Below are 26,563 nucleotides of genomic sequence, written 5' to 3'. Positions count from 1 at the left end.
CACAAACACGGTGTCACCCGGCTTAAAATTCAATTCGGCGTAGCGATCCAGGCTCAAATCGACTTGAATGTCCGATTGCTGCTCGACCGCCACCAGCCCAATGCGGGCGACCGAGCCGGTGGGGTTCACGCGCCGCACTTGGGCCTGCAAGCTGGGCACGCCGTTTTGCTTGACGCTAATGTCCAACTCATGCGGCCGCATGTACAACGTGGCAGCCTGCGGTTGGGCATGCGGATACTCCGGATATGCCAACTTCCAATTGCCGACCACGGCGTGGCCGCTTTCAACGCGACCGTGAAAGACGTTCACGTTGCCCAAAAAATCGATGACAAACGGATTGGCCGGCTGGTCGAAAACTTCGGCCGGCGTGCCGGTTTGCTCGATGCGGCCGTGGTTCATTACGACCACGCGATCGGCCACCTCAAACGCTTCTTCCTGATCGTGCGTGACCAATACGCTGGTGGTGTGAATTTCGTCATGCAGCCGCCGCAGCCAACCGCGCAGCTCTTGCCGGACTTTGGCATCGAGCGCGCCGAACGGCTCGTCGAGCAATAGCACCTTGGGCTCAATGGCCAGGGCCCGAGCCAGCGCCACCCGCTGCCGCTGCCCGCCCGACAATTGCGACGGATACCGATGTTCCATCCGCTCCAGCCGCACCAAAGCCAGCAGTTCACGAACTTTGTTTTGAATTTCCGATTTGGGCCGCTTGCGCACCCGCAATCCAAAAGCGACGTTTTCAAATACCGTCATGTGGCGAAACAGCGCGTAATGCTGAAACACAAAACCGACGTTGCGCTCCGCGGCGGCGCGGTGCGTGACATCTTCCCCGTAGCAGGCCACCGTGCCAGTGTCCGGCGTTTCCAAACCGGCGATTATCCGCAACAAGGTTGTTTTGCCCGATCCCGAGGGGCCCAACAATGCCACGAGCGATCCGCCGGCGATCTCCAAGCTGACATTATCAACGGCGGTGAATTTGCCGAAGGTTTTCGTAATGTTTTGAATCGCAATGCTCACGAATTGCTCCCCACAGTGAATTCCTGCGTGGCCGCCGCAAGAAGTTGGCGCTGCGTTTTTCGCTCCAGCCATACTTTCAGCGCCAGCGTGACCAGCGCCAGCAAAGTTAACAGCGATGCCAGTGCAAAGGCGTCGGAATCGTAACCCTGCTCCAGCAGCTTTTGCACTTGCAGCGGCATGGTCGTAGTTTGATTTTCGATGCGCCCAGAGACCACATACACCGCGCCGAATTCGCCCATCGCTCGGGCGTTGCATAAAATGACGCCGTACAGCAAACCCCATTTTATGCTGGGCAGCGTCACGCGCCAAAACATTTGCCAGGCATTGGCGCCCAAGCTAATGGCAGCGGTTTCTTCCTCGTTACCAAGCGCTTCCATCACCGGAATTAATTCGCGGGCGACAAACGGCAGCGTGACGAAGGTCGTCGCCATGATGATGCCCGGCAGCGCAAACACGATGTGCCAATCCATCTTCTGCAGCCACGGGCCGAGATAACCCAAGCGGCCGAAGAGCAACATCAACATCAAGCCCACCACGACGGGCGAAACCGAAAACGGCAAATCGATCAGCGTGGTTAGCACCGTGCGGCCGGCAAAGCGGAAGCGGGCAATCAGCCAGGCAGCCGCAATGCCGAACAGTGTATTCAAAATCACCGCCACAGGAGTCACGATGAGCGTCAGCTTAATGGCATTCAAGGTGGCCGGCCGCGTAATCAAATTTGTCCAGTACGCGCCAATGCCGTTTTGCAGCGCCGAATAAAATATCAGCGCCACCGGAGCGACGATGAATATTCCCACCACGGTCAAAGCCGACCCGATTAGTAATCGACGTGGCAAGGCCGATTCGCGCCGAGCTGCGGCAGAGTGGCCAGTCACGATTGCGCCAGCGTGCGAAATGGCAGCGGAATTAGGCATAATGGCGACGACTCCTGCGCTCCAGCACGTTGATTAACGCCAACATGCCGAACGACATGGCCAGCAACACCAGCGCAATTGCGGTCGCTTCCGCGTACGAGTTTTGCTCCAGCTTGGAAACAATCAGCATCGGTGCGATTTCCGTTTCGCCTTGCTTATTGCTCGAAACGAACACCACCGAGCCATATTCGCCAATCGCCCGGGCGAAAGACAAAGCGAAACCAGTAATGAGCGCCGGCTTAAGCGTCGGCAAAATCACGCGCCAAAAAGTTTGCCACCGGTTGGCGCCCAGCAGCGTGGCGGCTTCCTCGGCGTCAGCTTCCATGCTTTCCAACACTGGCTGCACGGCCCGAACCGCAAATGGCAACCCAATGAAGATGAGCACTAAGACAATGCCCAGCCGCGAATACGTGCCATGAATTCCCAGCGGCACCAAAAAACGGCCAAACCAGCCGTTTTGCACATACAGTGCCGAATATGCCAAACCGGCCACGGCGGTGGGTAGCGCCAACGGCAAATCGACTAGCGAATCGACCACACGCTTCAGCGGCCATTCGTATCGCACCAGTACCCAGGCAATCAATAAACCCAATAACGACGTGATGGCGGCAGAAATAAAACTGGCGCTAAATGTCAAAAAATAAGCCGACCGGGCCCGAGAGGTCCACACAGCGGCCCAAAACGCCGCCGGCCCTAATTGTGCCGCTTTCCATAAGCAGGCCGCCAGCGGAATCGCTAGCAACACGCCGAGATAAATCAGCGTGATGCCCAGCGTCAAGCGAAATCCTGGCAGTGTGCGGTTCATGGTTATCCCTAATTTTCACAAGCGATCAACTTTTTCTCGTTCCTCGCCTCTCGTCCCGCCGTCACTTTTTTTCAGAAATTTGATCAAACAAAGCACCATCGTTGAAAAATTTTTGGCAGGCATCGTCCCAGTCTTTAGCCACGGCGGTAATGCCGAACAATTTGATCGGCGGAAAACGGTCAGCAAATTTTTGACGATCGCCTTCGCTATTGGGGCGATAAAAATGCTTGGCAATCATCTGCTGGGCAACCGGCGTATAGAGAAACTCCAAATAGGCTTGCGCCACATTGGTGGTGCCGTGCTTTTTGACGTTTTCGTCCACCCAGGCGACGTGCGGTTCGGCGCGAATGCTCACCGGCGGATAAACAATTTCCAATTCGCCATGGGAATCCTGCACTTCTTGCTGCCCTTCGTTTTCCCAGGTGAGGTGTACATCGCCGATGCCCTTCTTGGAAAACGTCATCGTGGCAGATCGTGCCGCAACGTCCAGCACCGGCGTCTGCTGGTAAAGCTTGGTGAGAAATTCCTTTGCCTGCGCTTCACTTCCCCCGCGAGTAATCACCGAGCCCCAGGCCGCCAAGAAGCTCAGCTTGCCGTTGCCAGATGTTTTAGGATGGGGCGTGATGATTTGCACATCGGGCTTCACCAAATCAGGCCAATCGTGAATTTGCTTCGGGTTGCCTTTGCGCACCACGAACACAATGGTACTGTAGTATGGCAGCGAATTTTCCGGCAACCGTTTTTCCCAGCCTTCGGCAATTAAGCCGCTGCGGCGAATCGAATCGGTATCGGGCCACATGGCCAAGGTGACTACATCGGCTTCCAAACCGTCGTTCACAGCCCGCGCCTGGCTGGACGAACCGCCGTGCGATTGCTTGATGGTTACGCTGCGTCCGGTATCGCGCTGATAGATTTTGGCAAATTCTTCGTTGATGTCTTGCCACAGCTCCCGGGTGGGATCGCAGGCCACATTCAGCAATTCCACGGGACCGGTATTCGTGGTTTTCTCACCGGCCGTGGTGTTTGTAACTTCGCCGGCAGAAGCAACGGAACTGCCACTCGACGAACCGCCTGAGGCTGCCGAGCCGGCATTGGAGCCGCCGCAGCCGGCCGTGCCCACAAGCATCGCGGCCATAGAGAACGGCAAGAGAAAAACAACGGCGTGAGCGCGGCCAATGCGAAGCATGGCAGGTTCCCATCTAGCTAGAAGTTGAAGAATCGCGAATTCGGCCCATCCGTAGTGCCGACCGGTGTCGTTGGTCAAAGCACACCTCGTGCCGAGTGCAAAAACTAGCGATTCATGCTAGCACCGGCGATGGAATCCGAGTTCTACGCTGAGATTTGCGCCTGCATCTGTTGCATTTAACGGGCATCCGTGATAACTTATGGATCTGATACCGTTAAATGTGATGGTTTAATTCGTCCCGCCTCGTGCGGCTCTCGCGTTGAAACTGCACCATGGAACGCCACGGCCGAATTCTATTAGATGTTTGGCGCGAAGCCTGTCGGCACATCGAAATTGCCGAGGCGACCGATTTGATTACGCCGCTGGTTCTGCGCCAGTTGCCGTTGGAGCGCTTGGTGCTGCGGATTGTCGACCTGGAGCGAAGTGTCGTCGATACCGTCGCCGCCACGGCGCGCGATCATCGCCGGCCAACTTTGCGCTTACGGACGGAGTGTGCGCCGGAAGCCATCGATCGATTATTTCAATGGTGCCGTCGCGGTGAAATTTTACACGATCGTGCGGAGGCGTTGCAGCAACGGTTGCCCGGCCTGTTGCCCGAAGATGTGGTCGGTGAAATTCTGGCTGGCCCGCTGAACACCGCCGAGGGTCCACCCGGCGCGCTGATTGTCGAAGCGGCGGCCTCTCGGTCGTTTAATGCCGAACATGAAGTATTGCTAAAAGTGTTGCTCGAGCCATTCACCGTGGCGCTGGAGAACGATCGCCGTTTGCGGGAACTGACCGCGCTGCGAGAAAAAGTCGAAGCGGAAAATCGCTCGCTGTTGACCAAGCTGGGCCGCAACGATTTGAGCGATGCCATTGTCGGCGTAGAATCGGGCCTGCGCGGAGTGATGGATCGCGTCGGCCTGGTATCTCGCGCCGATATTCCGGTGCTCATTCTGGGCGAGACTGGCTCCGGCAAGGAAGTGGTCGCCCGAGCCATTCATAAACAATCGCGCCGCGACAATGGACCGTTTTTGCGCGTGAACTGCGGCGCTATTCCGCCGGAATTGGTCGATTCGGAATTGTTCGGGCACGAACGAGGAAGTTTCACCGGCGCCACGGCATTGCGCAAGGGCTGGTTTGAACGAGCGGACCGGGGCACGTTGTTTCTGGACGAATGCGGCGAGCTGCCGCCGGCGGCACAGGTGCGGCTGCTCCGCATTCTACAGGACGGCACCTTCGAGCGTGTCGGCGGCGAGCGGCAAATGCATGTCGATGTGCGCGTAGTGGCGGCGACACATCGCAATTTGCAGGCGATGGTGGCCGAAGGAACCTTCCGTGAAGATTTGTGGTATCGGCTGGCTGTGTTTCCCATTCATTTGCCGCCGCTGCGCGATCGCCCGGAAGATATTCCCGCCCTGGCCGCCCATTTTGCATTGCGGGCCGCCAAGCGGTTTGGATTGCCGACTCGCACCCCGACGCCGCAAGATATTAACTTGCTGGCCGCGTATGCTTGGCCCGGCAATGTGCGCGAACTGACCACGGTGATCGAACGGGCAGCGATTCTGGGCAATGGCATGCAACTGGATGTGGCCACGGCGTTGGGCGTAGCTCCGCAATCGAATGTGTCTGCGTTTCCCAATCCGGCTACGCCTTTCACAACTCTGCAGCCGCCAACGGCGTTCATGCAGACTTCTCGTTCTTCTGTCCAGCCCTGGCATTCGGATTCTCATTCCCCGCCGGTTGCAGCGCGCGCCTCAACTTCCGTCTCCATTTCCGATTTTTCGCCACTTGATTCCGCCATGCAGCAGCACATTGAAGCCGCCCTGCGGCGCACCCATGGCCGCATCGAAGGTCCGCGCGGCGCCGCCAAATTGCTGAACATCAATCCGCACACGCTGCGGGCCCGAATGCGCAAACTCAAAATCAACTGGCGCACTTTCCGGCCTGCGGAGGAGCAAGTCTGAATTTCGACCGGCCGACAGCTCCGGCAAACTCGATTGCGGCCTTTGTTACAAAAACGGTTTTGGGCATGCTCAGCGTTCCGCCCGACTGACACAGTCGGGCTATGCAATACAACGTCCGATTGCGTTTTTGCACGCCGGACTTGCATCGTGCCTAATGCGGGGGGTATGATTAGGGTCTTCTACGAGAGGGAGGCGGACGGTGATGAATGCTATCAGACAAAGAGCATGTCGATTTGCGTCGCTTAATTGCGGCGATCTTCGGGTATAGCCTCGACCCGCAACTCCTGTCGAAAAAACAGCGCGCGAAGATCAACCGTTGCTACGAGATCATGCTGCGTGTGTATCGCGAATTGGAGAACGAACACCGCTTCGGTCAGCGGCTGGCGTCGGCAGCGGAACAAATCAATCTTGCGGGCCTGGCCAATTTGCCAGTGCGGGCGCAGTAATTTCGCCACGGCCAAAATCGAATTGGACTGGGTTTTTGGCTGATTTTTTGCCAAACTATCTTAGCGCTGAAATGCCGGGCTAGACTTGAGCGGTGCTGTAAGATTACGCCACCGCCGCAACGCCAGCTTTACAAACCTCCCTTGCCCGTACCATTTGGATTTTCGTTATGAACACATCTTTCACCGCTTCTTGCGACGCACTGATTGCCGGCGCCGGGCCGGTTGGCCTGACCATGGCCTCAGAATTACTACGACACGGCCTCACGTGCCGAATCATCGATCTCAATGCCGCCCCCACCGATAAATCAAAAGCATTGGTACTGTGGGGCCGCACTCTGGAAATGTTCGACCACGCCGAAATGGCCGACGAATTTATTGCCGCCGGGATATGGACGAAAGGAGCGCGAATGTTCGGCGGCGGCAAGCAGTTGCTGCACGTGGAAATTCATCGTGACGATACCGCTTTTCCGCGCCCCTTAATGATTCCGCAAAACGAAACGGAGCGCGTGCTGACCGAAAGCTTGAAGCGCCGCGGGCTGAACGTCGAACGACAAGTGCAATTGGTGAAGTGTGTTGACGAGAGAGATCGCGTGGTTTCCACGCTCCGGCATGCCGATGGAAGCGAAGAGCAAGTTACCACCGCCTGGCTGCTCGGTTGCGACGGATCTCATAGCACAGTGCGCAAAGAGCTGGGCATTGAGTTTGCCGGCGAGTTTGAACCCAACGATTGGATGCTGGCCGACGTGCATGTTGATGGTCCAATTTCGATGGACGAAATCAGCGCCTATTGGCACAGCGACGGTGTGGCGATTTTTTTCCCGTTTGCTCCCGGCCGTTGTCGAGTGATCGCCGATTTAGGCAAAGCCCAAGGAACGGAAAAATCGCCCGACCCAACGCTGGAGGAAGTGCAAGCGGTCGTCGATCGGCGCGGACCGGCGGGCGTAAAATTGCACAATCCGGTGTGGCTGGCAAGCTTTCGCATTCACGAACGCAAGGTCAACGAATATGGCCGAGGCCGCGCATTTTTGTGCGGCGATGCCGCCCACATTCATAGTCCTGCCGGCGGGCAAGGCATGAACACGGGCATGCAAGACGCTTTCAATTTGGCTTGGAAATTGGCACTGGTTCATCAAGGCCAGGCCAAGCCTTCTCCGCTATTGGAAAGTTACACACAGGAACGAAGCGCGGTGGGAGATATGGTGCTGCACGATGCCGGGCTGTTCACCAAGGTGGCCATGCTGCGCAATCCAATGCTGCAATTCTTCCGCAATCACTTAATGTCGCTCGCCGGAAAGCTTACAGCCGTGCAGGAACGCGCCATCGCCACGTTGACCGAAATGGCCGTGCATTATCCCTACAGTCCGTTGAACTGCGACGATGCCGGCATCGCTTGGAACAACGAAGTGAAAGCCGGCGATCGGCTCCCCGACGCGCAGGTGCGCGATGCGCGCAGCGGAGCGCCGGCACGGCTGCTGGAATCACTGCGCGGAACGCACCACACCTTGTTGATTATGCCTGATGAAAACGATACCGCCACGCTGGTAGAGCTCGTCAATCAGGCACAGATTTTGGTCAATGAATTTGGCGATGTGCTGCGGCCAGTTTTAATTGTGCCGGGCAATTCGTCGGTAATGCCCGAGGCCGAAGCGGCGGCGGTGTGGGTCGATATCAACCAGCAGGTGCGCAATCGCTTGGGGCTAGAGGATACGGCCATCGCTGTAGTGCGGCCGGATGGTTACCTTGGCTTCCGCGGCAACGGCCAATCGTGGGCCAAATTGCAGGATTATTTAACGCAATATTTAGTGCCAATCAAACGGCGAACCGGCGCCAATGCCCTGGACGGCATCGCTCCGCAATTGGTATGATTTACGTAGTTGGGTGGATTTGGGGAAATTGAGAATTTCCATTCCAGAAAAATTTTGCAGGCGTTAGGCGAATACTCCATGGCGGATGAAAAACAAAAAGAAGAAGCGCTCGAAGTCGACGGCACCGTCACGCAGGCGCTGGCGAATACTCGATTTCGAGTGCAAATTGAAGGGGGCCATTTAGTCACCGCGCATGTCGCCGGACGGATGCGGAAAAATTTCATTCGCATCGTGCCGGGAGACCGAGTGAAGGTTGAGCTTTCGCCTTATGACTTGACCAAAGGGCGCATTACTTTCCGCGAGCGATAATGCCTAAATCGTTATCTTTCATGCCCTATTTCTTCGGGCCTGTGCGGATTAACTGATTGCCGCAATTGAGTTTGTGATTGCTAGCAATTACGTAATCGCTGGCCCAATTGGCCGCTGTAAGCACTTGTTTGTTTGCCGGCCGGCACTAGCGATTTTTCGCATTTTCGTTAAAACCGTATCGCTTTTAGCAAGGTATTGTTACGTGTGAGCCTGTTTTCTTAACCGCTCCATACGTATGGTTGAAGCGCTGTTGCGCCCAAATAGCCGCTCGCCCATCGGAAACAAAACACATTCTTTCGAGGAGATAACGAACGTGAACCAGAACATTTTTCCCAAGTTTTCGCGCTGCATTTCCGCGGTGGCGATGTCAGCCATCCTGCTGAGCGGTGCGATTGCGGCGCAGGCCCAAACCGCCAAGCCGGTGCTGGTGATGTCGCTGCCAAGCGTGAGTGATTTGCTGGCGAATGCAGATTTCATTGGTCAATTCGCCGGCCAGCCCAACGCCTCGATGATGCTCAACGCCATGATTCAAGGTTACACCCAAGGCAAAGGCCTGAAGGGCTTGGATCAATCGAAGCCGCTCGGCTTTGAAATTGGAATTGCCGACGATGGCTCCTTCGCGCCGGCGGTTATGATTCCGGTGACCAGCGCCAAAGACTTGACCGACACGCTGACCATGATGCAGTTGATTCCTCCCGCGCAAGAAGAGGGGGGCGTGCTCAAAGTCTCCGCTCCCAACGGCATGGAATTGTTCGTCCGCGAGCAAAACGGCTGGGCCTACGTGACCCAAACCAAAGATGCTCCGCTTCCCTCCGACGACCCCATGAAGTTAATGACCGGGATTAATCCCGACTACGATTTAGGCATTCGGCTGATGTTGCAAAATGTGCCGGAGGAAACCAAGAAATCGGCCATTGAAAAATTCCGCGGCTTCATGGAAATCGCCGCCATGGCGCAGCAGCAACAGGGAGACAATCCGTTTTCCGCACTGAGCCAAAAGAACTTGGAACAGCAAGTGGAAGCCATCGAGCGGCTGCTGAAAGAAGCCAATCAAATCACGATCGGCTGGAAAATTGATCGGGCAGCCAAAGATACCTATTTGGATTTCAGCGTCACTGCCGTGCCGGGCTCGGAGCTCGACAAGCAAATGAAGGAAATGACCACCGGCACCACCAACTATGCCGGTTTCCTCATGCCTAACGCCGCCATGACGGTGAATTTCTGCGGGAAGAATTCGCAGGAAAACATCGATCAATCGTTAAGCATGCTGGAGCATCTCAAGACCAAGGCGGAAGAAGCGCTCGATAAAGATCAGGATATTCCCAACGACAAGCGCGCCGGCGTGAAGCAAGTGCTCCAAGAATTTATGGACGTGGCCGAGAACACGGTCAAAGTGGGCAAATCGGACGGCGGCGCCGTGGTGCAAATGGATGCCGGCAAATTTCAAGCGGCCTTCGGCGGATTTGTGGCTGATGGTCCGGCTTTGGAAAAGGCCGTTAAGGATGTCATTACGTTGGGCAAGGGAGATCCCCAATTCGATGAGCACGTAACCGTGAAGCTCGATTTGGAAACTTATAAAAACGTCCACTTCCATCAAATCACCCTGAAGCTGCCCGACATCGGCGAGGATGCCAAGAAAATCTTCGGTGATTCGCTCGATGTTTATTTTGGCGCCGGCCCGAGCAGCACCTACGTTGCGGCCGGTAAAGGGAGCTTGGATTTGGTGAAATCGATCATCGATCGCTCGGCGGCCGAGCCCAATAAGGCCGTGCCTCCCATGCAAATGAGCATTGGCCTGACGCCGATTGCCAATTTCGTCGGCTCCGTCGACCCGGACAGCGCCGCCGACGCGGCAGCATTCAGCCAGTCGCTGAGTCAAACGCCGGGCAAAGACCACATCACGATCAATGCTCATAGCATTGCCGATGGAATGACCTACCGCTTTACCGTGGAGGAAGGCGTGCTGAAAGCCATTGGAGCCCTGGCCATCGGCAGCCAAGGCGGTCCAGGCGCGCCTTCTGGGGGCGGCAAGTGACGTGAAACGTCCAGTTTAATTTGGACCATATTCACAGCCCGGCCCGAAACGGCCGGGCTGTTTTGCGCGCCGACGCAATTGGCCAGGAAATGGCCGCGGAGCGCCTTTTCAGGCCGGGGCGGAAGCGCTACACTCGCATGGATGGACATCGATCGAACCAGTTGACCTGAACCAAACGGATCGAATCGCCTCTTCCTCGCAGAGCATCAATTTCTGTCGGAAACCCCTCGCCGCGCCCCGCCATGCCCACCGCTTCCCAGTTTTCTCCGCTTCGCACGGAAATTGCCGGCCTGGCCGTAAATGAGCTGGCCGATCGATTCGGCACGCCAACATTTGTTTACGATGCCGCCAAAATCGCCGAGCGCATCAACGATTTGCGCTCCTTCGATGTCATCCGTTACGCCCAAAAAGCCTGTTCCAATTTGGCGATTTTGGATTTTGTGCGCAGGCAAGGCGTGCTGGTCGATGCGGTCAGTACCGGCGAAATTCGACGGGCGTTGGCGGCAGGCTATTCGGCCGTGGCAGAAAATCCGCACGCTCCGCCGCCGCTGGTTTATACGGCCGATATTTTTGACGCCGAATCGCTGGATTTAGTCGTCGAGAAGAATATTCACGCCAATTGCGGCTCGCCCGATATGATCGACCAATTGGGCCAGCGGGCCCCAGGCCGACATATTTCGCTGCGGATCAATCCCGGTTTTGGCCACGGCCACAATCAAAAGACGAACACCGGTGGTGAGCAATCGAAACATGGCATTTGGCACGCCGATGTGGCCGATGGCCTGCGCCGCGCAGATTCTCACGGCCTGGGCATTACCGGGCTGCACATGCACATCGGAAGTGGAACCGATTTGGAACATCTGCAGCACGTCTGCCAAGCGATGGAAAAAACCGCCCACGATGTTGGCCGCAGCGTCACCAATATTAGCGCCGGCGGCGGACTGCCTGTGCCGTATCAGGCCGATCAATCGTACGTCGATCTGCCGGCGTATTTTAAATTATGGAACGAGACTCGCAAGAAATTGGAGGACGCGTTCGGCCACAAAATCACGCTGGAAATTGAGCCGGGGCGATATTTGGTGGCGGAGTCGGGCTACCTGATCGCCGAAATTCGCGCCATCAAGAAAATGGGCAAGAATATTTTCTATTTGCTCGATGCCGGCTTCAACAATTTAGCGCGGCCGATTTTGTACGGAGCGTACCATCCCATGTCGATTGTGCCGCGCACTGGAAAAGGCTCCGATCGGCCGTTGCACGATGTCATTGTGGGCGGGCCGTTGTGCGAATCGGGCGATATTTTCACGCAGCAAGAAGGGGGGTTCGTTTGCACGCGCAGCATTCCGGCGGCCGAAGTCGGCGAAAAACTCGTGTTGGAGGTGGCCGGCGCTTACGGAGCCGTCATGGGAAGCAACTACAATAGCAAGCCGCTGGCCGCAGAAGTTCTTATCCGCAATGGCGCCGCTCATTTGATCCGTGCCCGCCAAACGTTCGACGACCTGATTCGCGGCGAGGTCATTCCCCCGGTTTAGTGGAAATTTGATCGTCGTCCAGTTTTGAAAAATGTAGCGATGGCTGTCCTCAGCCACCCCGAAACCGCTGACAAATGGCTGAAAAACGGGCAGAACTTCGTCATGTCGTCCTTGGCTGAAAGCCGATTTGTACCTATGATTATATTGTGAAATCCATCACAACCATGTTTCTGCGATAGACGCCCCCCGCGCGTCTAAAAGCTTCCCGAGGCTGCATCAGATGGCGAAACAAGGGCCGCGCAAAAAACTGCCCAAGGAATTGGCGGTAATCAACGCCGACAATTGCACCGGCTGCGAGGCCTGCCTGGAGGTCTGCCCGGTCGATTGCATCATAAAGATGCAGCAATACGACCAATTTCAGAATTTGCAAAGTTTTTGTGAAATCGATTTAGAACGCTGCGTCGGCTGCGAAGTGTGCGTGCACATTCCGGGCAAAAAATCGAATCCCTACGATTTGAAGGTTTGCCCCTGGGACGCCATCGAAATGGTTCCCACAGAGCAAGTAGCGCAGGTCGTGGCTCAAATTGGCGGGCCGCCGCAGTACATTTCGGCCAATTGGGATCGGCTGGTTGGCACCGCCCAGCATCTGGCGGAATTGAAAGCCACCGCCGGCTGATATAGGCGCGGCGAAAGTTGAGTCCCGGCAAAAGTTCAGGCGGCTCTCTCGGACAATAGCCGGATGCTCACAGCATCCGGATCGGACGACGTGGTCGTCCGGCTATTTCATTGCGTGCCGCATTCGGGAGCGACCGTCACCGTTTTGCCCGTGGCGGAATTGGGAATCAGACATAGAAAGCGCATCGCTTGGGTTCCCGTATTGCGGAACTGGTGCACTTCGTTGGGCTGCACAAACACCACGTCCCCGGCGCTAAGCTGATGCTGCTTGTCTCCCTCGAGTACCACGCCGCTGCCGGAAAGCACAAACACTTCGTGTTCGTAATCGTGGCTATGCCGAGGGGTGTATCCGCCGGGCGCCACTTCAAATTCGCGCATGGCAAAGGTAGGCGTGCCGTCCGATTCGCTCAGCAGCCAGCGCACCGAGCAAGCATGTGCCCCGGGCATTTCTACCGACTTGGAAGGCACAGCCCGCGAAGCATTTACTTTCATAATTTCCTCGAAGCTTTGGTTCGCTTGCCGCGATAATGGTCCAGCAAAATGGCCGCCAACGAAGCAGCGGCCAACAGCGCCACTTCTACTCCCAATATTATCATGCCGTGATGATCCAACAAGTTCATCAGCGGATGCGCAGATTCCGCACCGTCGGCTAATTTTACGCCCTGAATTGCCCGCAGCATGAATACCCCGTAAGCGCAAGCAGTTACCGTGAAGGCCACGCCTATAACCGCGCACAGCAAATAGAATGGATTGATGGGCTCTTTCGATCTAACCATGAACAGCGGCGTGGGGTAGGCGGTTTTCGCGGCGAATTGGCCCGGTGCTTGCCTTGCCGAAGCGTGCTCAGCAACCGATGATAGAATAATCTCCGCGGCCAATCTAGATTCTGCAGTGTCAATCTTCATGCTGTTTTTGTCCCGAATTTTCGTATTCTGCTTTGCGGCCAGTTACAGTTTGGCGCTGCTCTTGGAGATTGCTCGCGCAGTTTTGTGGCGAAATCTGCGCCCCGTGTTCATTCTGGGGGTCACTGCGGCGGGGTTGCTCGCGCACACGCTGTACTTGGTGAACCGCGCCATCGCCGCCGACAGCACGCCGCTATCGAGCGCCTTCGATTGGTATGTACTGGGCGCGTGGGGCTTGGCAGTCGTGTATTTTTATTGGAGTTGCCATTACCGAAACTCCGCGCTCGGTTTGTTTGTGCTGCCGCTGGTTTTGGGCTTGATCGGCCTGGCCAAATTCGCCAGTCGCGAGCCGTTTCCACAATCACGCGCAGGACAAATTTGGGGCAGCATTCATGGCGTGTTCCTGCTGCTGGGCTTGGTGGCCGTTGCCATGGGTTTTGTGGCCGGATTGATGTATTTGATCCAATCGCACCGGTTGAAGAATAAATTGACCACTGCCGGGTCTATGCGGCTCCCCAGCTTGGAATGGCTCGAACGAGTGAACAGCCGCGCGATTCTCATTTCCGTGCTGATGGTCGGGGCAGGCTTTGCCAGCGGCATTGTGCTGAACATGGTTTCGCATCGCAGCAAAATCGACGAAGTGCCCTGGACCGATCCGGTCATTTGGAGCACCTCGCTGATGTTCGCTTGGTTGTTGGCGGCGGCCATCTTTAGCATGCTGTACCGGCCGGCCCGCAGCGGGCGAAAAGTCGCCTATTTAACCGTGGCCAGCTTTGCGTTTTTGGCCGTGGCCTTGGGCCTGCGGTTGCTGTTGCCCAGCGAGCATACCGCCATGATCGAAAAGCAAAAGACAGAAAGCAGAAATCTGAAGGTTGAATGGGTGGCGTGCGAAGCCCAACCACCAAACCCCACTGCTCTGCGTTCTGTATTCTGCCTGCTGCCTTCCGCCTTGTCCTTGGAGATTCTCCGATGAAACTCCAAATGGTTGGATGCAGTCATCACAACGCTTCGCTGGTCGTGCGCGAACGCTTGGCGTTCAACTCGGATCAAGTGGCTGTGGCGCTTCAGCAGTGGCGAAATTCCTATCCCGCCGCCGAAGCAGTGCTGCTTTCCACCTGCAATCGGGTCGAGCTGTACACCGCCGCCGACGATCCGGCCAGTGCCCCTTCCGACGAGCAAATCAAGCGATTCCTGGCGGAATTTCACGGCCTGCCGCCGCAGCAGGTATCCGACGACTTGTTCGAGCAATCGGGCGAAGGGGCCGTGCAACATTTATTCACTGTCGCCGCCAGCCTGGACAGCATGGTATTGGGCGAATCGCAAATTCTGGCGCAGGTGAAACAGGCCTACCAACTGGCAGCGCAGCAGGAAAGCGTGGGCCCCATCACACACGATGTTTTCCAACGGGCTTTGCGCGTGGCCAAGCGCGTGGCCACGGAAACTTCCATCAACGATAAGCGATTAAGCATTGCCAGCGTGGCGGTCGGCGGTTTTGCGCGCAATATGTTTGAAGGTTTTGAAGACAAGCATGTACTGGTGATTGGCGCCGGCGAAACGGCGGAAGAAGTGTTGATTTATTTGCGCGACGGACACGCTAAGCACATTACCGTGATCAATCGTCACGCCTCGGCTGCCGCCAAATTAGCGGAGAAATACGCCGGTCAGGCGGCGCCTTGGGAACAACTATCCGCGGAGCTGGTGTCCGCCGATTTAATCGTCAGTGCCACCGGAGCCACGCAGCCCATTGTCACGCTGGAGCAATTTCGAGGAATTGAATCACAACGGTTTCAGCGGCCGCTGTTGATTTTAGATTTAGCCGTGCCGCGCGATTTTGAGCCCGCCATCGGCGATTGCCTGGGCGTGTACTTGTATTCGCTGGACGATCTCCAAGAAGTATGCCGGCAAAATCGCGCCGCCCGCGATCAAGAATTGCCACGGGCGCTGCGGATTGTGGAAGAGGAAACCGCATTATTCATGCAGGAACTGTATCACCGCGCCACGGGACCCATTATCCGGCAGCTTCGCCAGGGCTGGCACGAGGTGCGCGATGAAGAATTGCGGCGTTTATTCCACAAGCTGCCGGAACTCGATGAACGCTCACGCCAGGAAATCAGCCAGACCTTCGAGCGCTACGTGAACAAGCTGCTGCATCCGCCGTTGGAATCGCTGCGCGATGAATCGCGCGCCGGCAGTCCCCACGGCCTGTTGGATGCGCTGAAAAGATTATTCCGCCTCGAGGAATAAAGCCGCTGTTGCCCCCAGCGGGGAGCTGCTAACCGACAAGAAGTTTATTTTTTGTCGTCTTCCCACTTTTCATCTTCTTCATCTTCCTCGTCGTCGTCTTCCCATTCTTCATCTTCCTCGTCGTCGTCTTCCCATTCTTCATCGTCATCTTCATCGTCTTCTTCGTCGTCGTCTTCATCATCGTCATCTACTTCTTCCCATTCTTCATCGACGAAGTCGTCATCCTCTTCATCTTCGTCTTCATCGTCCTCCCAATCATCGTCTTCCTCGTCCTCCTCATCGTCCACTTCATCTTCCTCTTCGTCGCCATTTTTGGCGGCTGAAAGAGAACGATTGCCCGCCGGCAGGCGCGCAGCCAAAGAAAGTGCCTCGAGCGGTTCCTCGGTTAATTCGGCGGGGATCGTCGCAGGGCGAATACTCGTCGTCACAGATTTTTCCTCCAAGGTTGGATCGGTAGATGATGTATTTTCGTTCCGGCCGGCGCCGGTGTTACTGTCTGTCGTTTGGTCTGCGGACTGGTCAACCTCCGAATGCTTCTGGCCGGCGGCTTTGAACTCTGCTGCTTTAGGAAGTTCGTCCAAATGTCGCAGGCCAAACAGCTCTAAGAAACGCTTTGTCGTACCATATAACAAGGGGCGGCCCAAGTCCTCTGATCGACCCACAATGCGAATCAAATCTCGCTCCAAAAGCTGCCGCAAAATTTCGTCGCAATGCACCCCGCGGACGGCTTCAATTTCCACTCGTAACACCGGCTGTCGATAGGCCACCACCGCCAACGTTTCCATTGCCGGAGCCGAAAGTCGCGTTTCCATCGAGGTTTGCAATAACCGCCGTAACCACGGACTAAGCGTCGGTCGGCTGAACAATTGGTATCCACCGCCGACTTCCTCGACCTGAAACGCGCTCGACCCGGCATCGTACAACTGCCTTAGCCGGCGGATTAATTTACGTGCTTCGTTGCCGTTCGCCAAGTTGGCTAATTGAGCTATTTTTCGGCTACTTAGGGTCTCCCGGGCCAAAAAAAGTACCGCCTCAACCCGACTCAACCGGGGTTCGCGACCCAGTGGCCCGCGTTCCGAGGGGGATAAACCGGCATTTTCGTTGAGATTTCTGAATTGCCACAGGCGGACAAACCCATAAATCGGGCGTTGTTTGCCGGAAAAACACCCTAATGGGCGCTGTGCAGCAGATTGGCACTGAACAGCAGATTGGCGCTGTGCAGCCGACCCAGGAAGACCGATTTTTGTGAAAGATCGCCGGAACATAGCGGTGTGCATAAACTGTCGACAATTAACCTTCTTAAGTCCGCCTGCCAATTTTCCGCGATGTAAGGCCTGCAAGCAATGGCAAGAACTCGTTGCCGGATCGGTGGCCTACAACCGCAAAAGATTTCGCTAAGAAGGGCCGACTCGCGGCCCGTTTGGCTGCCACTTCATTGCGGCTGCGGTCGCGCACGCCAATCTTCCACTTGCCGCAACACGGTTTCCATGGCCTGCCACGGATCATCGCCGAAAGCTTGGAACACGCGATTCACCTCGGCATTGCCGCCAATCGCCATCTTGCACACGAAGTGATAGCGATTGTTGTCCGGCCCCCACGTCTCCAGCATGTAGTGCGTGGCGCCCAATTCACGCAATCGCGTTTCGGCTTTGCGGAATTTTTCATCGCTGAGGCCGGAATTATTCGAGGCCGCAATGGCGGCGCCGCCCGATGCGCTTTTGGCTGCATAAGCCGAATCCAACGGCACTGCGGCACTCGGCGAATTCTGCGGCGTTGTATTGGCAAGCGCCAAAGCGCTTGCTTCCGGCGGCGACTGAAAACTTGCCGGTTGGGCGGCCGATGTCGCGGCAGGCAAATGCCAATCGCTCCCACCAGACGCGCCCGGCGTGGCAGCCAATTGCATCGCTGCCAGTGCCGCACTTGTCGAGGGAATAGTTCCCGAAGGCAAACCGCCCATGGACGAAGCAGTCGGGCTACCCGGCGGCATGCCGGCTTTCTCGCCGGCTGACATTTCCGGCGCCTTGGCAATCATCGCGCCTGGATAACTCATTGGAACCATATTGCCCGGCGGGGCGGAGCTCGACGCAATCATGTTCGGCCCGGGACCAACATTGAGCAGGCTTGGGCTCGAAGCGCCCGGAGTCGAATATCCCGGGCCAGCCTCGGCCGTGGCACGGTATGCAGTCGGCTGGTTGAACGGATTGTTCGCCGGCAAAGGCGAAGCATTGGGAGAACCTGCGGCCCCTTCCGGCGCAGGGCTTAGCACCAGGCTCCGCCCTTCGAGCAGGCCTTTAACAACCTCGGGCAAGCTTTTGCCGAAAATGGCAAACAGCGGCAAGCTGATCAGCACGATCAGCATGATCAATGCCCGAATCGCGATGGCGGTCGATGATTGCATCGGCCGAACGGCTCCCTCCAAAACTTTCCCTGTATGTCACCACATGCCTGGGCAGCATGTTCTGGATCGGTCCAACAGGGCGGCGGATCATAGTTCGTCACCGGCAACGACACAATGTCAATCGGCGCGACCGAATGACGCTTGCATCTGCGGCTTCGTCGGGTGGCTGCGACCGATCGAAGTGAGCCCCCAGCGAAAGATTCCGGGGGCTCGGCGGCCTCGACCCCGGCCACCCATTCGCTTTTCATTCAAATTAGGCGATGACCCAATCGGCTCAACCGAATGACGCTTGCATCTGCGGTTTCGTATAATTTGTGCTGGCAGTCCGGCAACCTTGGGCGCGGTGACAGCACATGCAAGCGATCTATCTCGATCACAATTCAACCGCGCCGCTGTTGCCGGAAGTGGCGGCTGCGATGGCCCAAGCCGATGCGGCCGGCTACGCCAATCCCGCCAGTCAGCACTCCGCCGGGCGGCACGCACATCAGCTACTGGAAGATGCGCGAGAAGAAATTGCCCGGCTATTGGGAGCCAATTTAACCGGGGCCGCGGCCGATCGATTGATTTTCACCAGCGGCGGCACGGAAGCCAACAATTTAGCCCTGTTCGGTTTGGCCGGCGCTGCAGCGTCGAACGGCACATCGTCCACCCTTGCCGCACAGGAAAACCGTGCCCCGGGCCGCATCATCATTTCCAGCATCGAGCATCCCAGCGTTACGGCCTCCGCCGATTTTCTTGCGAAGTGCGGCTGGCAAGTCGACCGGTTGGCCGTGACCAGCGAGGGAGTCGTGGAGTTGAAGCACCTCGACGAATTGCTTTCCACGTCCTCTCCCTTCGGGCCGCCTCGGTTGGTAAGCGTCATGCTGGCGAACAACGAAACCGGCGTGCTCCAGCCGATTGCGGAAATTGCTGCCCGCTGTCAGGCCGCTGGCGTGCCGGTGCATACCGATGCGGTGCAAGCGGTCGGCAAAGTGCCGGTGAATTTTCGCGCACTGGGAGTCGCAGCCATGACGGTGGCTGGTCACAAATTTGGCGGGCCGCGCGGCATGGGAGCACTGCTCGTCAAGCAGGCGGCCGTACTCCGGCCGATTTTGCACGGAGCCACGCAACAATTTGGCCTGCGCCCCGGCACCGAATCGGTCAGCTTGGCGCTTGGCTTTCTTGCTGCCTTGAGGTCCTGGGCGAACGATCGTGACCAGCGCCCACGACGTCTGGCTGCTTTGCGTGATCGGTTGGAAGCTGGCATACGAACGATTTACCCCGCTGCGATCGTTAACGGGAAAAATGCTTCTCGGCTGTCGCACACCTCCAACGTTGCGTTTGTGGGCCACAATCGGCAGGCGCTGTTCATGGCATTGGATATGGCGGGAATTTGCTGTTCCACCGGCTCGGCCTGCGCCAGCGGTTCAAGCGAGCCGTCTCCCACGCTGCTGGCCATGCACTTGCCCCGCGAAGTGGTTCAGGCCAGCCTTCGCTTTAGCCTCGGCGTGAACACCACCGCTGAAGAAATTGACGATGCGTTACGACGTCTGGCGGGCGTATTGAACCAGCATTGTTGATTGCCATTTTCCACGGTTTCGCCGTGGCTGAATTTGCGGGCCCCAGGCAGCCGTGTTCGACAGCCCAAAAACTCTGTTTTTTCCGCGGAAAATGCTGGGTCTTTGGGCCAGAAAAATCGGGGGTGAACGGGTACCGAACGAGCTTGTAATTTGGTAGAATTTGGGGCATGAATTAAGCGTTTTTTTGCATTGAATTTCTCGGGCGCTTTTCGCGCCTGCCTGGTTTTCTTTTTCACTGGACGGAGCCGTGGTGGAACACGAAGTTTTCGCCATTTCGTTCGCCGCAGACACGGGGCAACACTCAGCTCGGAGTGCTTCCGCGCCCAGTTCGTCAACAGGTCCTGACTTTATCGTGGGACCGGAAAACTGGTTGGTTGGATCGCTTGTAAAGCAACTGACAAGTGCATCGGGCTTTAGCCATAGTCCCCTCGTGCTGTTTGGTCCGTCTGGCGTGGGCAAATCGCACTTGGCACAAATCATTGCATCGGCGCATGGCCACGCGGTTTATGTTCACGGAGCAGATTTTGCGTGTGAGTTGGCCATGGCGGTCAATAAGCGCACGACGGCGGACTTTTGCAATCGCTACCGTACCGCTGCCATGCTCGTGCTGGACGATTTGTCGCAACTGATGGGTCGACCAATCGCTCTGGCGGAGTTGCAACATACGCTCGATGCGTTGGAAGCTTGCGGCTCTCCCGTGGTCATTACCTCCAGCCGCCCGCCGCAAGAAATGGCCGAGTTGCCGCCGGCTTTGTGCAGTCGATTAAGCGGCGGCTTGCTGCTCAAAATTTCGCCGCCTGGGTCTGCCGCGCGACAAGAGATTTTAAGCCGCGTGGCAGCCGTGCGAGAAATTACTCTGCCGGCCAGCGCCGCCAAATTATTAGCGGAAGCATTACAAGTTGGCGCCGGAGAATTGTGCGGACATCTGGCCAAACTGGAGATGAAGCTGCGCGCTGCCGATCCCTCGCGTGCCGGCATCACAATCGAGCCCGAGGTTGCCAAGCGTTATCTAGCGCACTACCACACCCAGCAACGTCCCAGTTTGAAACAAGTAACCGCCGCGGTGGCCCGGTATTATGGCTTGCAACCGGCAGCCATGGGCAGCACATCACGACGTCGGCAATTGGTATTAGCCCGGGCGATGGCAATTTATCTTGGCCGCACCATGTGCGGCGCTAGCCTCACTACCTTGGGCAAGCATTTTGGCGGCCGCGATCACACCACCGCACTACACAGCTTTCGTCAATTGCAACGCCAATTGAGCTGCGATGCTGAGTTGAGCGCTTCCCTTGAGAACTTGCGACAATCGCTTGCGAGGCGTGCATCCTAATGCGAGCGATTTATGCATGGGGGAAATCTGTCGATTCCTTGTTGGCTGCCGCAGGCATGCGGTGCGCTACGAACACCGGCGATTCAAGCCAACCGCACTTGTTCCAATTCGTCATGTTTAAACAACTTGCCGCCAACATTGCTTCAACATCCTTTCCACAGCGCCACGGCGTAGCTAAATCACCCTTCGAGCCACAAATATCAATTCCAAAGGGCAGTCTCTCTTCACTTACTGACACATTCCGCTCGCGCCCTACTACCTCTACTGATTGAAAGAAATCTTTAACTTGATAGAACACATGGTTCTACTCAATCCAACACAAATCAATAAAACACACGCACACGATACAGGCGAACGAGCATGAAAATTAGTTTTGAACGAGAAAAATTACACGCGGCATTTCAAACGGCCGCCAGCGTAGCGCCCGCTCGCAGTCCCAAACCCATTTTGCAAAATGTGAAGTTGGAAGTGGCCGCCGAAGGCACCACGCTCATGGCCACAGATCTGGAAGTTGGCATTCGCATTAGCGTGCCGGGGGTGAATGTGGAAACGCCTGGCAGCGCGGTGCTGCCCATTGCGCGCTTTGGTCCCATTTTGCGTGAATGCACCGACGAGAAATTGTATTTGGAGAGCGATCCGCAAGGCACGCTAGTTCGTGGCGATCGGAGCCAGTGGAAGCTGCCGGGCGAAAACCCGGACGAGTTCCCCAACGTCACGCCGTTTACAGAAGAAAAATTTCACGAGTTGGCCGCCCGGTTGTTTCGCGAAATGGTTCGCCGCACGGTGTTCGCCACCGATAACGAAAGCAGCCGTTACGCGCTAGGCGGCGTGTTGTTGGAAATGGAAGGGGATAAAATCATCGCCGTCGGCACCGATGGCCGCCGGCTGGCAAAAATGGAAGGCCCAGCCCACGGAGTGAACGGGCATCAAACCGCCAATCAAACCACGATTGTGCCGACCCGGGCGATGACGTTGCTCGAACGGGCCATTGCCGACGGCGACGGCGAAGTGCAAATTGCAGCCCGCGCGAACGATGTTTTAGTTCGCAGCCCCCGGTTCACCATTTACTCGCGATTGGTGGAAGGCCGCTTCCCGAAATGGCGTGACGTATTTCCACGCCGCAGTGACGTGGTGAAAACCGAACTGGCCGTGGGCCCGTTTTACGCGGCGGTTCGCCAGGCAGCCATTGCCACCAGCGAAGAAAGCCGGGGCATCGATTTCACTTTCGAAAACGGCTTGCTGGTGCTGGCCGGTCGGGCTGCCGACGTCGGTCAATCGCGTGTCGAATTGCCCATTGCCTACAACGGGCCGAAAATCACCATCACGCTTGATCCGCGCTTCGCCAGCGATTTTCTGCGAGTGCTCGATCCGGAAAAAACATTTACGTTGGAATTGAAAGATTCGGATAGCGCGGCCGTGTGCACCACCAGCGACGGCTACGGTTACGTCATTATGCCGCTGGCGCGCGATCGGTAAATCCGCATGGCCCAGCCGCGACAAATTGGCGATGTGTTGGCGCAATTGATCGCCCGGCGCGGTTATGCCCGCGAGCAAGCGGCGGCGGCCACCCAGGCCGCGTGGCAGGCGGTGGCGGGCGCGCAATGGGCCAGCGTCACCCGGGCCGGTTCCGTGCGGCGCGGAACGCTGGAGATCACCGTCAGCAACAATTTGTTGGCTCAGGAGTTGGGTTTCCGCAAGGACGAGTTCATTGCCCAGCTGCAACAACAATTACGGGGAACAAAAATCACAAATTTGCGATTTCGAGTTGATCATGTAGTTTGATTTCACATACCACGCTGCCGCAGCAAAAAAGCAGAATATTGGAATCCTATGGCTGACGAAACTTCTAAAACTGTCGATGCCGCCGTCGCTCGCGCGGCTGCCGCCACCGAAAAATACACCGCCGAAGATTTGGAGCACTTGTCCGATCTGCAGCACGTGCGCGAACGCTTCGGCATGTACATTGGCGACAACACCACCCGCGGCTTGCATCACTTGGTGTACGAAGTGGTCGACAACTCGGTCGACGAGGCCATGGCCGCGTTCGCGCATCATGTGCGCGTCACCATCAACAACGATGGTTCCGTGGCGGTGGAAGATGATGGCCGCGGCATTCCCGTGGAAATGCACGACCAGCTCAGCCAGGAAATGGGACGCGAAGTTTCCACGCTGGAAGGCGTAATGACGGTGCTCAAATTCGGCGGCAAATTCAAAAAGGGGGCCTATCAAACCTCCGGCGGCTTGCACGGCGTGGGCGTCACCGTGGTGAATTTTCTTTCCGAGTGGTGCGAAGTGGAAGTCTGCCGCGATGGCCACGTGTGGCAGCAAGAATACGAACGCGGCGTGCCGCAAGGGCCGGTCAAGCGCGTGGGGGCCACCACCAAAACCGGCACCAAAACCACGTTCAAGCCCGACGCCCAAATTTTTCAAACCACCAAATTCTCGTACGATATTTTATATCGCCGCTTGCAGGAGCTGGCCTTTCTGAATCGCGGCGTGCGAATTTTCCTCAAGGATGAACAAACCGGCCAGCACGACGAATTTCATTACGAGCGCGGCATCGTCGAGTTTGTGGAGCACTTGAATCGCGCCAGCGAGTCGCTGCATCCGGATGTGATATACCTCAGCGGCGAGCAAGACGGCGTGGGCTATGAAATCGCCCTGCAATATTGCGGCGAATATACCGAAAACGTCCATTCGTACGTGAATAACATCAGCACCATCGAAGGGGGCACGCACGTTTCCGGCTTCCGCACGGCCCTGACGCGCACGCTGAATCAATACGGCAAAAAAGAAGATTTACTCAAAGATATCGTCCCCACCGGAGACGACGTGCGCGAAGGGCTCACCGCCATCATTTCCATGCGCGTGCCGCAGCCGCAGTTCGAAGGCCAAACCAAAACCAAGCTCGGAAACGGTGAGGTGGAAGGCATCGTCAACTCCGTCGTCGGCGACGGCTTGGGCAAATACCTGGAAGAAAATCCGAAAATCGCCAAAATCATCGTCAGCAAAGGCATTTTGGCCGCCGAAGCCCGCGAAGCCGCCCGCAAAGCCAAAGCCCTGCTGCGGGAGCGCAAAGGAGCGTTATCCAGCGGCGGGCTGCCCGGCAAGCTCCGTGATTGCACCAGCCGCGATGTGGCCCGCTGCGAGCTATACCTGGTGGAGGGAGATTCCGCCGGCGGCAGCGCGGAAGGCGGCCGCTTGAGGGAATATCAAGCCATTTTGCCGTTGCGGGGCAAAATCATTAACGCTTACAAATCGCGGGAAGATAAAGTCCTGGCCAACGAAGAAGTGCGCAGCATGATCGCCGCCATCGGCATCGGCATTGGCGAGGAAGTCGATCTGACCAAGCGGCGATACAACAAAATTGTGATCATGACCGATGCCGATGTTGATGGTTCCCACATTCGCACGCTGCTGCTCACGTTCTTCTATCGCCAAATGCTCGACCTGGTGAAGGCGGGCCATGTGTACGTGGCCCAGCCGCCGCTGTTCCGCGTCAAAAGTAAAAAGAACGTGTATTACGTGCAGACCGAAGAAGAAATGAAAACGCAGCTCTTGGATAACGGCCTGCAGGAATGTGAGTTCGAGCCGGAAGCGGCTTCCGCCGAGCAAGGGGGCCGGGTCATCAAAGGGGCCGAAATGGCCAAGCTGGCCCGCACGCTGGCCGCCATGGAGGAGCCGCTGGTGGCGCTGGAGCGTCGCGGCATCAGCCTGCGCGATCACGCCAAGCGGCAAGATCCGCAAAGCGGCAAACTGCCTATCTATCACGTCTTTCTCGGCAGCGAAAATAAATGGTTTTCCAAGCGGGAAGAGCTGGACCAGTTCATCGTCGAAAACGAAGAGAAAACCGGCCACGAACCAACCGTCGATGCCGCTCCCGCCGCTTCTCCTCCTCGCCCTTTGGGAGAGGGTGAGGGCGCCGTGCCTGAAAAATCTCCCGTCGTTCCCGTCGCCGCGCCCGGCGAAGAAAAAACCAATGGGCACGCCCGCTCCGGCCCCCGAATGGTCATTGTGGAGCTGCACGAAGTCCGGTCGATCAACGCGCACCTGGGCGATTTAACCAGCCTGGGCTTCGACATTCAATCGCTCATTCCGCAGGAGCGAACCGGCACAGAAGAATCGCGCTACCGGTTGCGGCGGGGCGAAAATGTCATCGGCATGGAAGATCTCCGCGGCCTGTTGTCGGCCATTCGCAGCGCCGGCGAAAAAGGGCTGACGATCACCCGCTTCAAAGGCCTGGGCGAAATGAACGCCGAGGAATTGCGCGACACCACGCTCGATCCAGCCAACCGCACCCTGTTGCAAGTGAAAATGGATGACATTTCCGGCGCCGATACTTTATTCCGCACCCTCATGGGCGACCACGTAGAACCCCGCCGCGAATTTATCGAAAAGCACGCCCTGGAAGTCCGCAATTTGGATGTGTAGTTCGCCGCCTTACCGATTTATTTAGCCCCCGGTCCGCGACCGGGGTCCGCAGCGCACTACGGCCAACACATCGCCCGACGGTGTCAGTCGGGCAACTCTGCCGCGTAAAACGCAATTGACCCACGAGTTTCCAAATTCAAACGTGTCGCGTTTGGGCAACACGCGCCCGCACAGACAACCATCCGCGGCCATGTTTGCATATAGCCCGACTGTGTCAGTCGGGCCCTTCTGCGACACGAAATCAAATCGGCTCACGCGGGTCCGGCGTGACCTATGCTTGGCATATGTCTGTCTTTACGCCCAAGCTGTTTGCGTTTTGCGTGGCGCTGGCCCTCGGACCGCCAATTTTGCTGGTGGCCATCAACTACGACCATTGGTTTGCCACCAAGCCAATTGATCCCTGGCTGGCCCAAGGCGAAGTTCTCGCCTTCGAAACCAACTGGTGCGGCGTCTGCAAAGCAATGAAGCCGGTAGTGCAGGAATTAAAAAACGCCGGCTTCGACATTCGCACGGTCGATGCCGACACGCATCAACAACTGTCCGTGCAATACGGGATTCACGTCGTGCCGACTTTTGTGTTAGTCCGCAACGGCCAAGAAATCCGTCGCGCCAGCGGCTTCCTCTCCCCCGCCGCCCTAAAACAACTCTGGCGCTAAGAGCGCGCGTGTAACCAGCGGTACTTTCCCTTGATGGAATAAGGCGCGAAGTTGATATCGTCGGGCTACGCCAAAAAATCGCGAAATTCTTAGCAGACCGCTAAGTTCTCCACTGGCCCAAAAGTTCGCTCGATTTTTTCTGGGGCGATTTATACTGATCGGATGTACAGATGTGCTGCACTACGGGCCTAGGGATTCGGGGATAGTGAGGAGAGCCTGGTTCACTTTAGCTACTGACCACTAGAGCGCTCTTCATCTAGCTCTAGCGCCATGCCGGCAAATTAGTTAAGCTACGCAGCAACTTGAACAAGGAGGTTGCTGTGGCACCGTATTCGAGGGAGTTTCGTCGAGACGTACTTGCCGCCTGTGATACGGGTGA

General features: G+C 56.9%; 24 protein-coding genes. 15 read left to right on the top strand and 9 right to left on the bottom strand.

Annotated features, from left to right (window positions below; all coding sequences use genetic code 11):
* From VFE46_01640 to VFE46_01625, 4 genes are all read right to left on the bottom strand, one after another.
* Positions 1-1,014: sulfate ABC transporter ATP-binding protein (locus VFE46_01640; protein ID HZZ26682.1), on the bottom strand; the 1,014-nt coding region annotated here is incomplete at its 3' end.
* On the bottom strand, positions 1,011-1,928 hold the full coding sequence (gene cysW / locus VFE46_01635; protein HZZ26681.1) for a sulfate ABC transporter permease subunit CysW: 918 nt from the start codon (positions 1,926-1,928) through the stop codon (positions 1,011-1,013). The genes cysW and VFE46_01640, both read right to left, overlap by 4 nt.
* Positions 1,921-2,733 carry a sulfate ABC transporter permease subunit CysT gene (gene cysT / locus VFE46_01630; GenBank protein HZZ26680.1) on the bottom strand — a complete coding sequence of 271 codons (813 nt, stop codon included), beginning with the start codon at positions 2,731-2,733 and terminating at the stop codon, positions 1,921-1,923. The genes cysW and cysT overlap by 8 nt, the downstream gene beginning before the upstream one ends.
* A 61-nt stretch (positions 2,734-2,794) precedes the next feature.
* Positions 2,795-3,919, bottom strand: a complete 1,125-nt coding sequence (locus tag VFE46_01625) for a sulfate ABC transporter substrate-binding protein (GenBank protein HZZ26679.1) — start codon at positions 3,917-3,919, stop codon at positions 2,795-2,797.
* A gap of 272 nt (positions 3,920-4,191) precedes the next feature.
* Here VFE46_01625 and VFE46_01620 point away from each other — a divergent pair, with 272 nt between their 5' ends.
* The 7 genes from VFE46_01620 to VFE46_01590 all read left to right on the top strand — a co-directional run bounded on the left by VFE46_01620 (position 4,192) and on the right by VFE46_01590 (position 12,665).
* On the top strand, positions 4,192-5,865 hold the full coding sequence (locus VFE46_01620; GenBank protein ID HZZ26678.1) for a sigma-54 dependent transcriptional regulator: 1,674 nt from the start codon (positions 4,192-4,194) through the stop codon (positions 5,863-5,865).
* A 233-nt stretch (positions 5,866-6,098) separates the two neighbouring features.
* Complete coding sequence (locus VFE46_01615) at positions 6,099-6,311, top strand: hypothetical protein (GenBank protein ID HZZ26677.1); 213 nt, start codon at positions 6,099-6,101, stop codon at positions 6,309-6,311.
* Between the two features lie 167 nt (positions 6,312-6,478).
* A complete protein-coding gene (locus tag VFE46_01610) occupies positions 6,479-8,176 on the top strand; it encodes an FAD-dependent monooxygenase (protein HZZ26676.1) in 1,698 nt (565 codons plus the stop codon).
* 78 nt (positions 8,177-8,254) lie between these two features.
* Positions 8,255-8,485 carry a translation initiation factor IF-1 gene (infA, locus tag VFE46_01605; GenBank protein HZZ26675.1) on the top strand — a complete coding sequence of 77 codons (231 nt, stop codon included), beginning with the start codon at positions 8,255-8,257 and terminating at the stop codon, positions 8,483-8,485.
* 313 nt (positions 8,486-8,798) lie between these two features.
* Entirely contained in the window at positions 8,799-10,520 is a 1,722-nt protein-coding gene (locus tag VFE46_01600) for a hypothetical protein (GenBank protein ID HZZ26674.1), read from the top strand.
* A 242-nt stretch (positions 10,521-10,762) separates the two neighbouring features.
* On the top strand, positions 10,763-12,049 hold the full coding sequence (lysA, locus tag VFE46_01595) for a diaminopimelate decarboxylase (GenBank protein HZZ26673.1): 1,287 nt from the start codon (positions 10,763-10,765) through the stop codon (positions 12,047-12,049).
* A gap of 220 nt (positions 12,050-12,269) precedes the next feature.
* Complete coding sequence (locus VFE46_01590; GenBank protein ID HZZ26672.1) at positions 12,270-12,665, top strand: 4Fe-4S binding protein; 396 nt, start codon at positions 12,270-12,272, stop codon at positions 12,663-12,665.
* 107 nt (positions 12,666-12,772) lie between these two features.
* Here the strand turns inward: VFE46_01590 and VFE46_01585 are convergent, their stop codons facing one another.
* Together VFE46_01585 and VFE46_01580 are read right to left on the bottom strand one after the other, a co-directional pair.
* Positions 12,773-13,156 carry a cupin domain-containing protein gene (locus VFE46_01585; GenBank protein ID HZZ26671.1) on the bottom strand — a complete coding sequence of 128 codons (384 nt, stop codon included), beginning with the start codon at positions 13,154-13,156 and terminating at the stop codon, positions 12,773-12,775.
* Positions 13,153-13,569 carry a hypothetical protein gene (locus VFE46_01580; GenBank protein HZZ26670.1) on the bottom strand — a complete coding sequence of 139 codons (417 nt, stop codon included), beginning with the start codon at positions 13,567-13,569 and terminating at the stop codon, positions 13,153-13,155. The genes VFE46_01585 and VFE46_01580 overlap by 4 nt, the downstream gene beginning before the upstream one ends.
* On the opposite strand from VFE46_01580, the gene ccsA reads away from it, so the two are divergent.
* Both ccsA and hemA read left to right on the top strand, forming a co-directional pair.
* Complete coding sequence (ccsA, locus tag VFE46_01575) at positions 13,568-14,539, top strand: cytochrome c biogenesis protein CcsA (GenBank protein ID HZZ26669.1); 972 nt, start codon at positions 13,568-13,570, stop codon at positions 14,537-14,539. The two genes, VFE46_01580 and ccsA, sit on opposite strands and share 2 nt — an antisense overlap.
* A complete protein-coding gene (hemA, locus tag VFE46_01570) occupies positions 14,536-15,810 on the top strand; it encodes a glutamyl-tRNA reductase (protein HZZ26668.1) in 1,275 nt (424 codons plus the stop codon). Before ccsA ends, hemA begins: the two co-directional genes overlap by 4 nt.
* Before the next feature lie 44 nt (positions 15,811-15,854).
* Here the strand turns inward: hemA and scpB are convergent, their stop codons facing one another.
* Together scpB and VFE46_01560 are read right to left on the bottom strand one after the other, a co-directional pair.
* A complete protein-coding gene (gene scpB, locus VFE46_01565; protein ID HZZ26667.1) occupies positions 15,855-17,075 on the bottom strand; it encodes an SMC-Scp complex subunit ScpB in 1,221 nt (406 codons plus the stop codon).
* A gap of 167 nt (positions 17,076-17,242) precedes the next feature.
* Positions 17,243-18,208 (bottom strand): hypothetical protein, encoded by a 966-nt coding sequence (locus VFE46_01560; protein HZZ26666.1) that lies wholly within the window; start codon positions 18,206-18,208, stop codon positions 17,243-17,245.
* Positions 18,209-18,561: 353 nt separating this feature from the next.
* On the opposite strand from VFE46_01560, the gene VFE46_01555 reads away from it, so the two are divergent.
* Entirely contained in the window at positions 18,562-19,767 is a 1,206-nt protein-coding gene (locus VFE46_01555) for a cysteine desulfurase family protein (protein ID HZZ26665.1), read from the top strand.
* A gap of 250 nt (positions 19,768-20,017) precedes the next feature.
* Positions 20,018-21,097, top strand: coding sequence for a DnaA/Hda family protein (locus tag VFE46_01550; GenBank protein ID HZZ26664.1), 1,080 nt, complete (start codon positions 20,018-20,020; stop codon positions 21,095-21,097).
* Positions 21,098-21,107: 10 nt separating this feature from the next.
* Here VFE46_01550 and VFE46_01545 read toward each other — a convergent pair whose 3' ends face one another.
* Complete coding sequence (locus VFE46_01545; protein ID HZZ26663.1) at positions 21,108-21,395, bottom strand: hypothetical protein; 288 nt, start codon at positions 21,393-21,395, stop codon at positions 21,108-21,110.
* Between the two features lie 62 nt (positions 21,396-21,457).
* Between VFE46_01545 and dnaN the strand changes: the two genes are divergently transcribed.
* From dnaN to VFE46_01525, 4 genes are all read left to right on the top strand, one after another.
* Positions 21,458-22,573 carry a DNA polymerase III subunit beta gene (gene dnaN, locus VFE46_01540; GenBank protein HZZ26662.1) on the top strand — a complete coding sequence of 372 codons (1,116 nt, stop codon included), beginning with the start codon at positions 21,458-21,460 and terminating at the stop codon, positions 22,571-22,573.
* A 6-nt stretch (positions 22,574-22,579) separates the two neighbouring features.
* On the top strand, positions 22,580-22,879 hold the full coding sequence (locus VFE46_01535) for a DciA family protein (protein HZZ26661.1): 300 nt from the start codon (positions 22,580-22,582) through the stop codon (positions 22,877-22,879).
* Positions 22,880-22,927: 48 nt separating this feature from the next.
* Positions 22,928-25,528 (top strand): DNA gyrase subunit B, encoded by a 2,601-nt coding sequence (locus VFE46_01530; protein HZZ26660.1) that lies wholly within the window; start codon positions 22,928-22,930, stop codon positions 25,526-25,528.
* Between the two features lie 284 nt (positions 25,529-25,812).
* Positions 25,813-26,184 (top strand): thioredoxin family protein, encoded by a 372-nt coding sequence (locus VFE46_01525; GenBank protein HZZ26659.1) that lies wholly within the window; start codon positions 25,813-25,815, stop codon positions 26,182-26,184.
* Positions 26,185-26,563 lie beyond the last annotated feature (379 nt).

The organism is Pirellulales bacterium (genome assembly GCA_035656635.1).
In the GTDB taxonomy this organism is placed as follows: domain Bacteria; phylum Planctomycetota; class Planctomycetia; order Pirellulales; family JADZDJ01; genus DATJYL01.
This window is presented reverse-complemented; position numbering and strand designations above follow the sequence as displayed.

Excerpts from the sequence above, each read along its gene's own strand:
- cysW (HZZ26681.1), bottom strand. The coding sequence starts at position 1,928 with ATGCCTAATTCCGCTGCCATTTCGCACGCTGGCGCAATCGTGACTGGC.
- cysT (HZZ26680.1), bottom strand. The coding sequence starts at position 2,733 with ATGAACCGCACACTGCCAGGATTTCGCTTGACGCTGGGCATCACGCTG.
- VFE46_01625 (HZZ26679.1), bottom strand. The coding sequence starts at position 3,919 with ATGCTTCGCATTGGCCGCGCTCACGCCGTTGTTTTTCTCTTGCCGTTC.
- VFE46_01620 (HZZ26678.1), top strand. The coding sequence starts at position 4,192 with ATGGAACGCCACGGCCGAATTCTATTAGATGTTTGGCGCGAAGCCTGT.
- VFE46_01610 (HZZ26676.1), top strand. The coding sequence starts at position 6,479 with ATGAACACATCTTTCACCGCTTCTTGCGACGCACTGATTGCCGGCGCC.
- infA (HZZ26675.1), top strand. The coding sequence starts at position 8,255 with ATGGCGGATGAAAAACAAAAAGAAGAAGCGCTCGAAGTCGACGGCACC.
- lysA (HZZ26673.1), top strand. The coding sequence starts at position 10,763 with ATGCCCACCGCTTCCCAGTTTTCTCCGCTTCGCACGGAAATTGCCGGC.
- VFE46_01590 (HZZ26672.1), top strand. The coding sequence starts at position 12,270 with ATGGCGAAACAAGGGCCGCGCAAAAAACTGCCCAAGGAATTGGCGGTA.
- VFE46_01585 (HZZ26671.1), bottom strand. The coding sequence starts at position 13,156 with ATGAAAGTAAATGCTTCGCGGGCTGTGCCTTCCAAGTCGGTAGAAATG.
- ccsA (HZZ26669.1), top strand. The coding sequence starts at position 13,568 with ATGCTGTTTTTGTCCCGAATTTTCGTATTCTGCTTTGCGGCCAGTTAC.
- VFE46_01580 (HZZ26670.1), bottom strand. The coding sequence starts at position 13,569 with ATGAAGATTGACACTGCAGAATCTAGATTGGCCGCGGAGATTATTCTA.
- hemA (HZZ26668.1), top strand. The coding sequence starts at position 14,536 with ATGAAACTCCAAATGGTTGGATGCAGTCATCACAACGCTTCGCTGGTC.
- scpB (HZZ26667.1), bottom strand. The coding sequence starts at position 17,075 with ATGTTCCGGCGATCTTTCACAAAAATCGGTCTTCCTGGGTCGGCTGCA.
- VFE46_01560 (HZZ26666.1), bottom strand. The coding sequence starts at position 18,208 with ATGCAATCATCGACCGCCATCGCGATTCGGGCATTGATCATGCTGATC.
- VFE46_01555 (HZZ26665.1), top strand. The coding sequence starts at position 18,562 with ATGCAAGCGATCTATCTCGATCACAATTCAACCGCGCCGCTGTTGCCG.
- dnaN (HZZ26662.1), top strand. The coding sequence starts at position 21,458 with ATGAAAATTAGTTTTGAACGAGAAAAATTACACGCGGCATTTCAAACG.
- VFE46_01535 (HZZ26661.1), top strand. The coding sequence starts at position 22,580 with ATGGCCCAGCCGCGACAAATTGGCGATGTGTTGGCGCAATTGATCGCC.
- VFE46_01530 (HZZ26660.1), top strand. The coding sequence starts at position 22,928 with ATGGCTGACGAAACTTCTAAAACTGTCGATGCCGCCGTCGCTCGCGCG.
- VFE46_01525 (HZZ26659.1), top strand. The coding sequence starts at position 25,813 with ATGTCTGTCTTTACGCCCAAGCTGTTTGCGTTTTGCGTGGCGCTGGCC.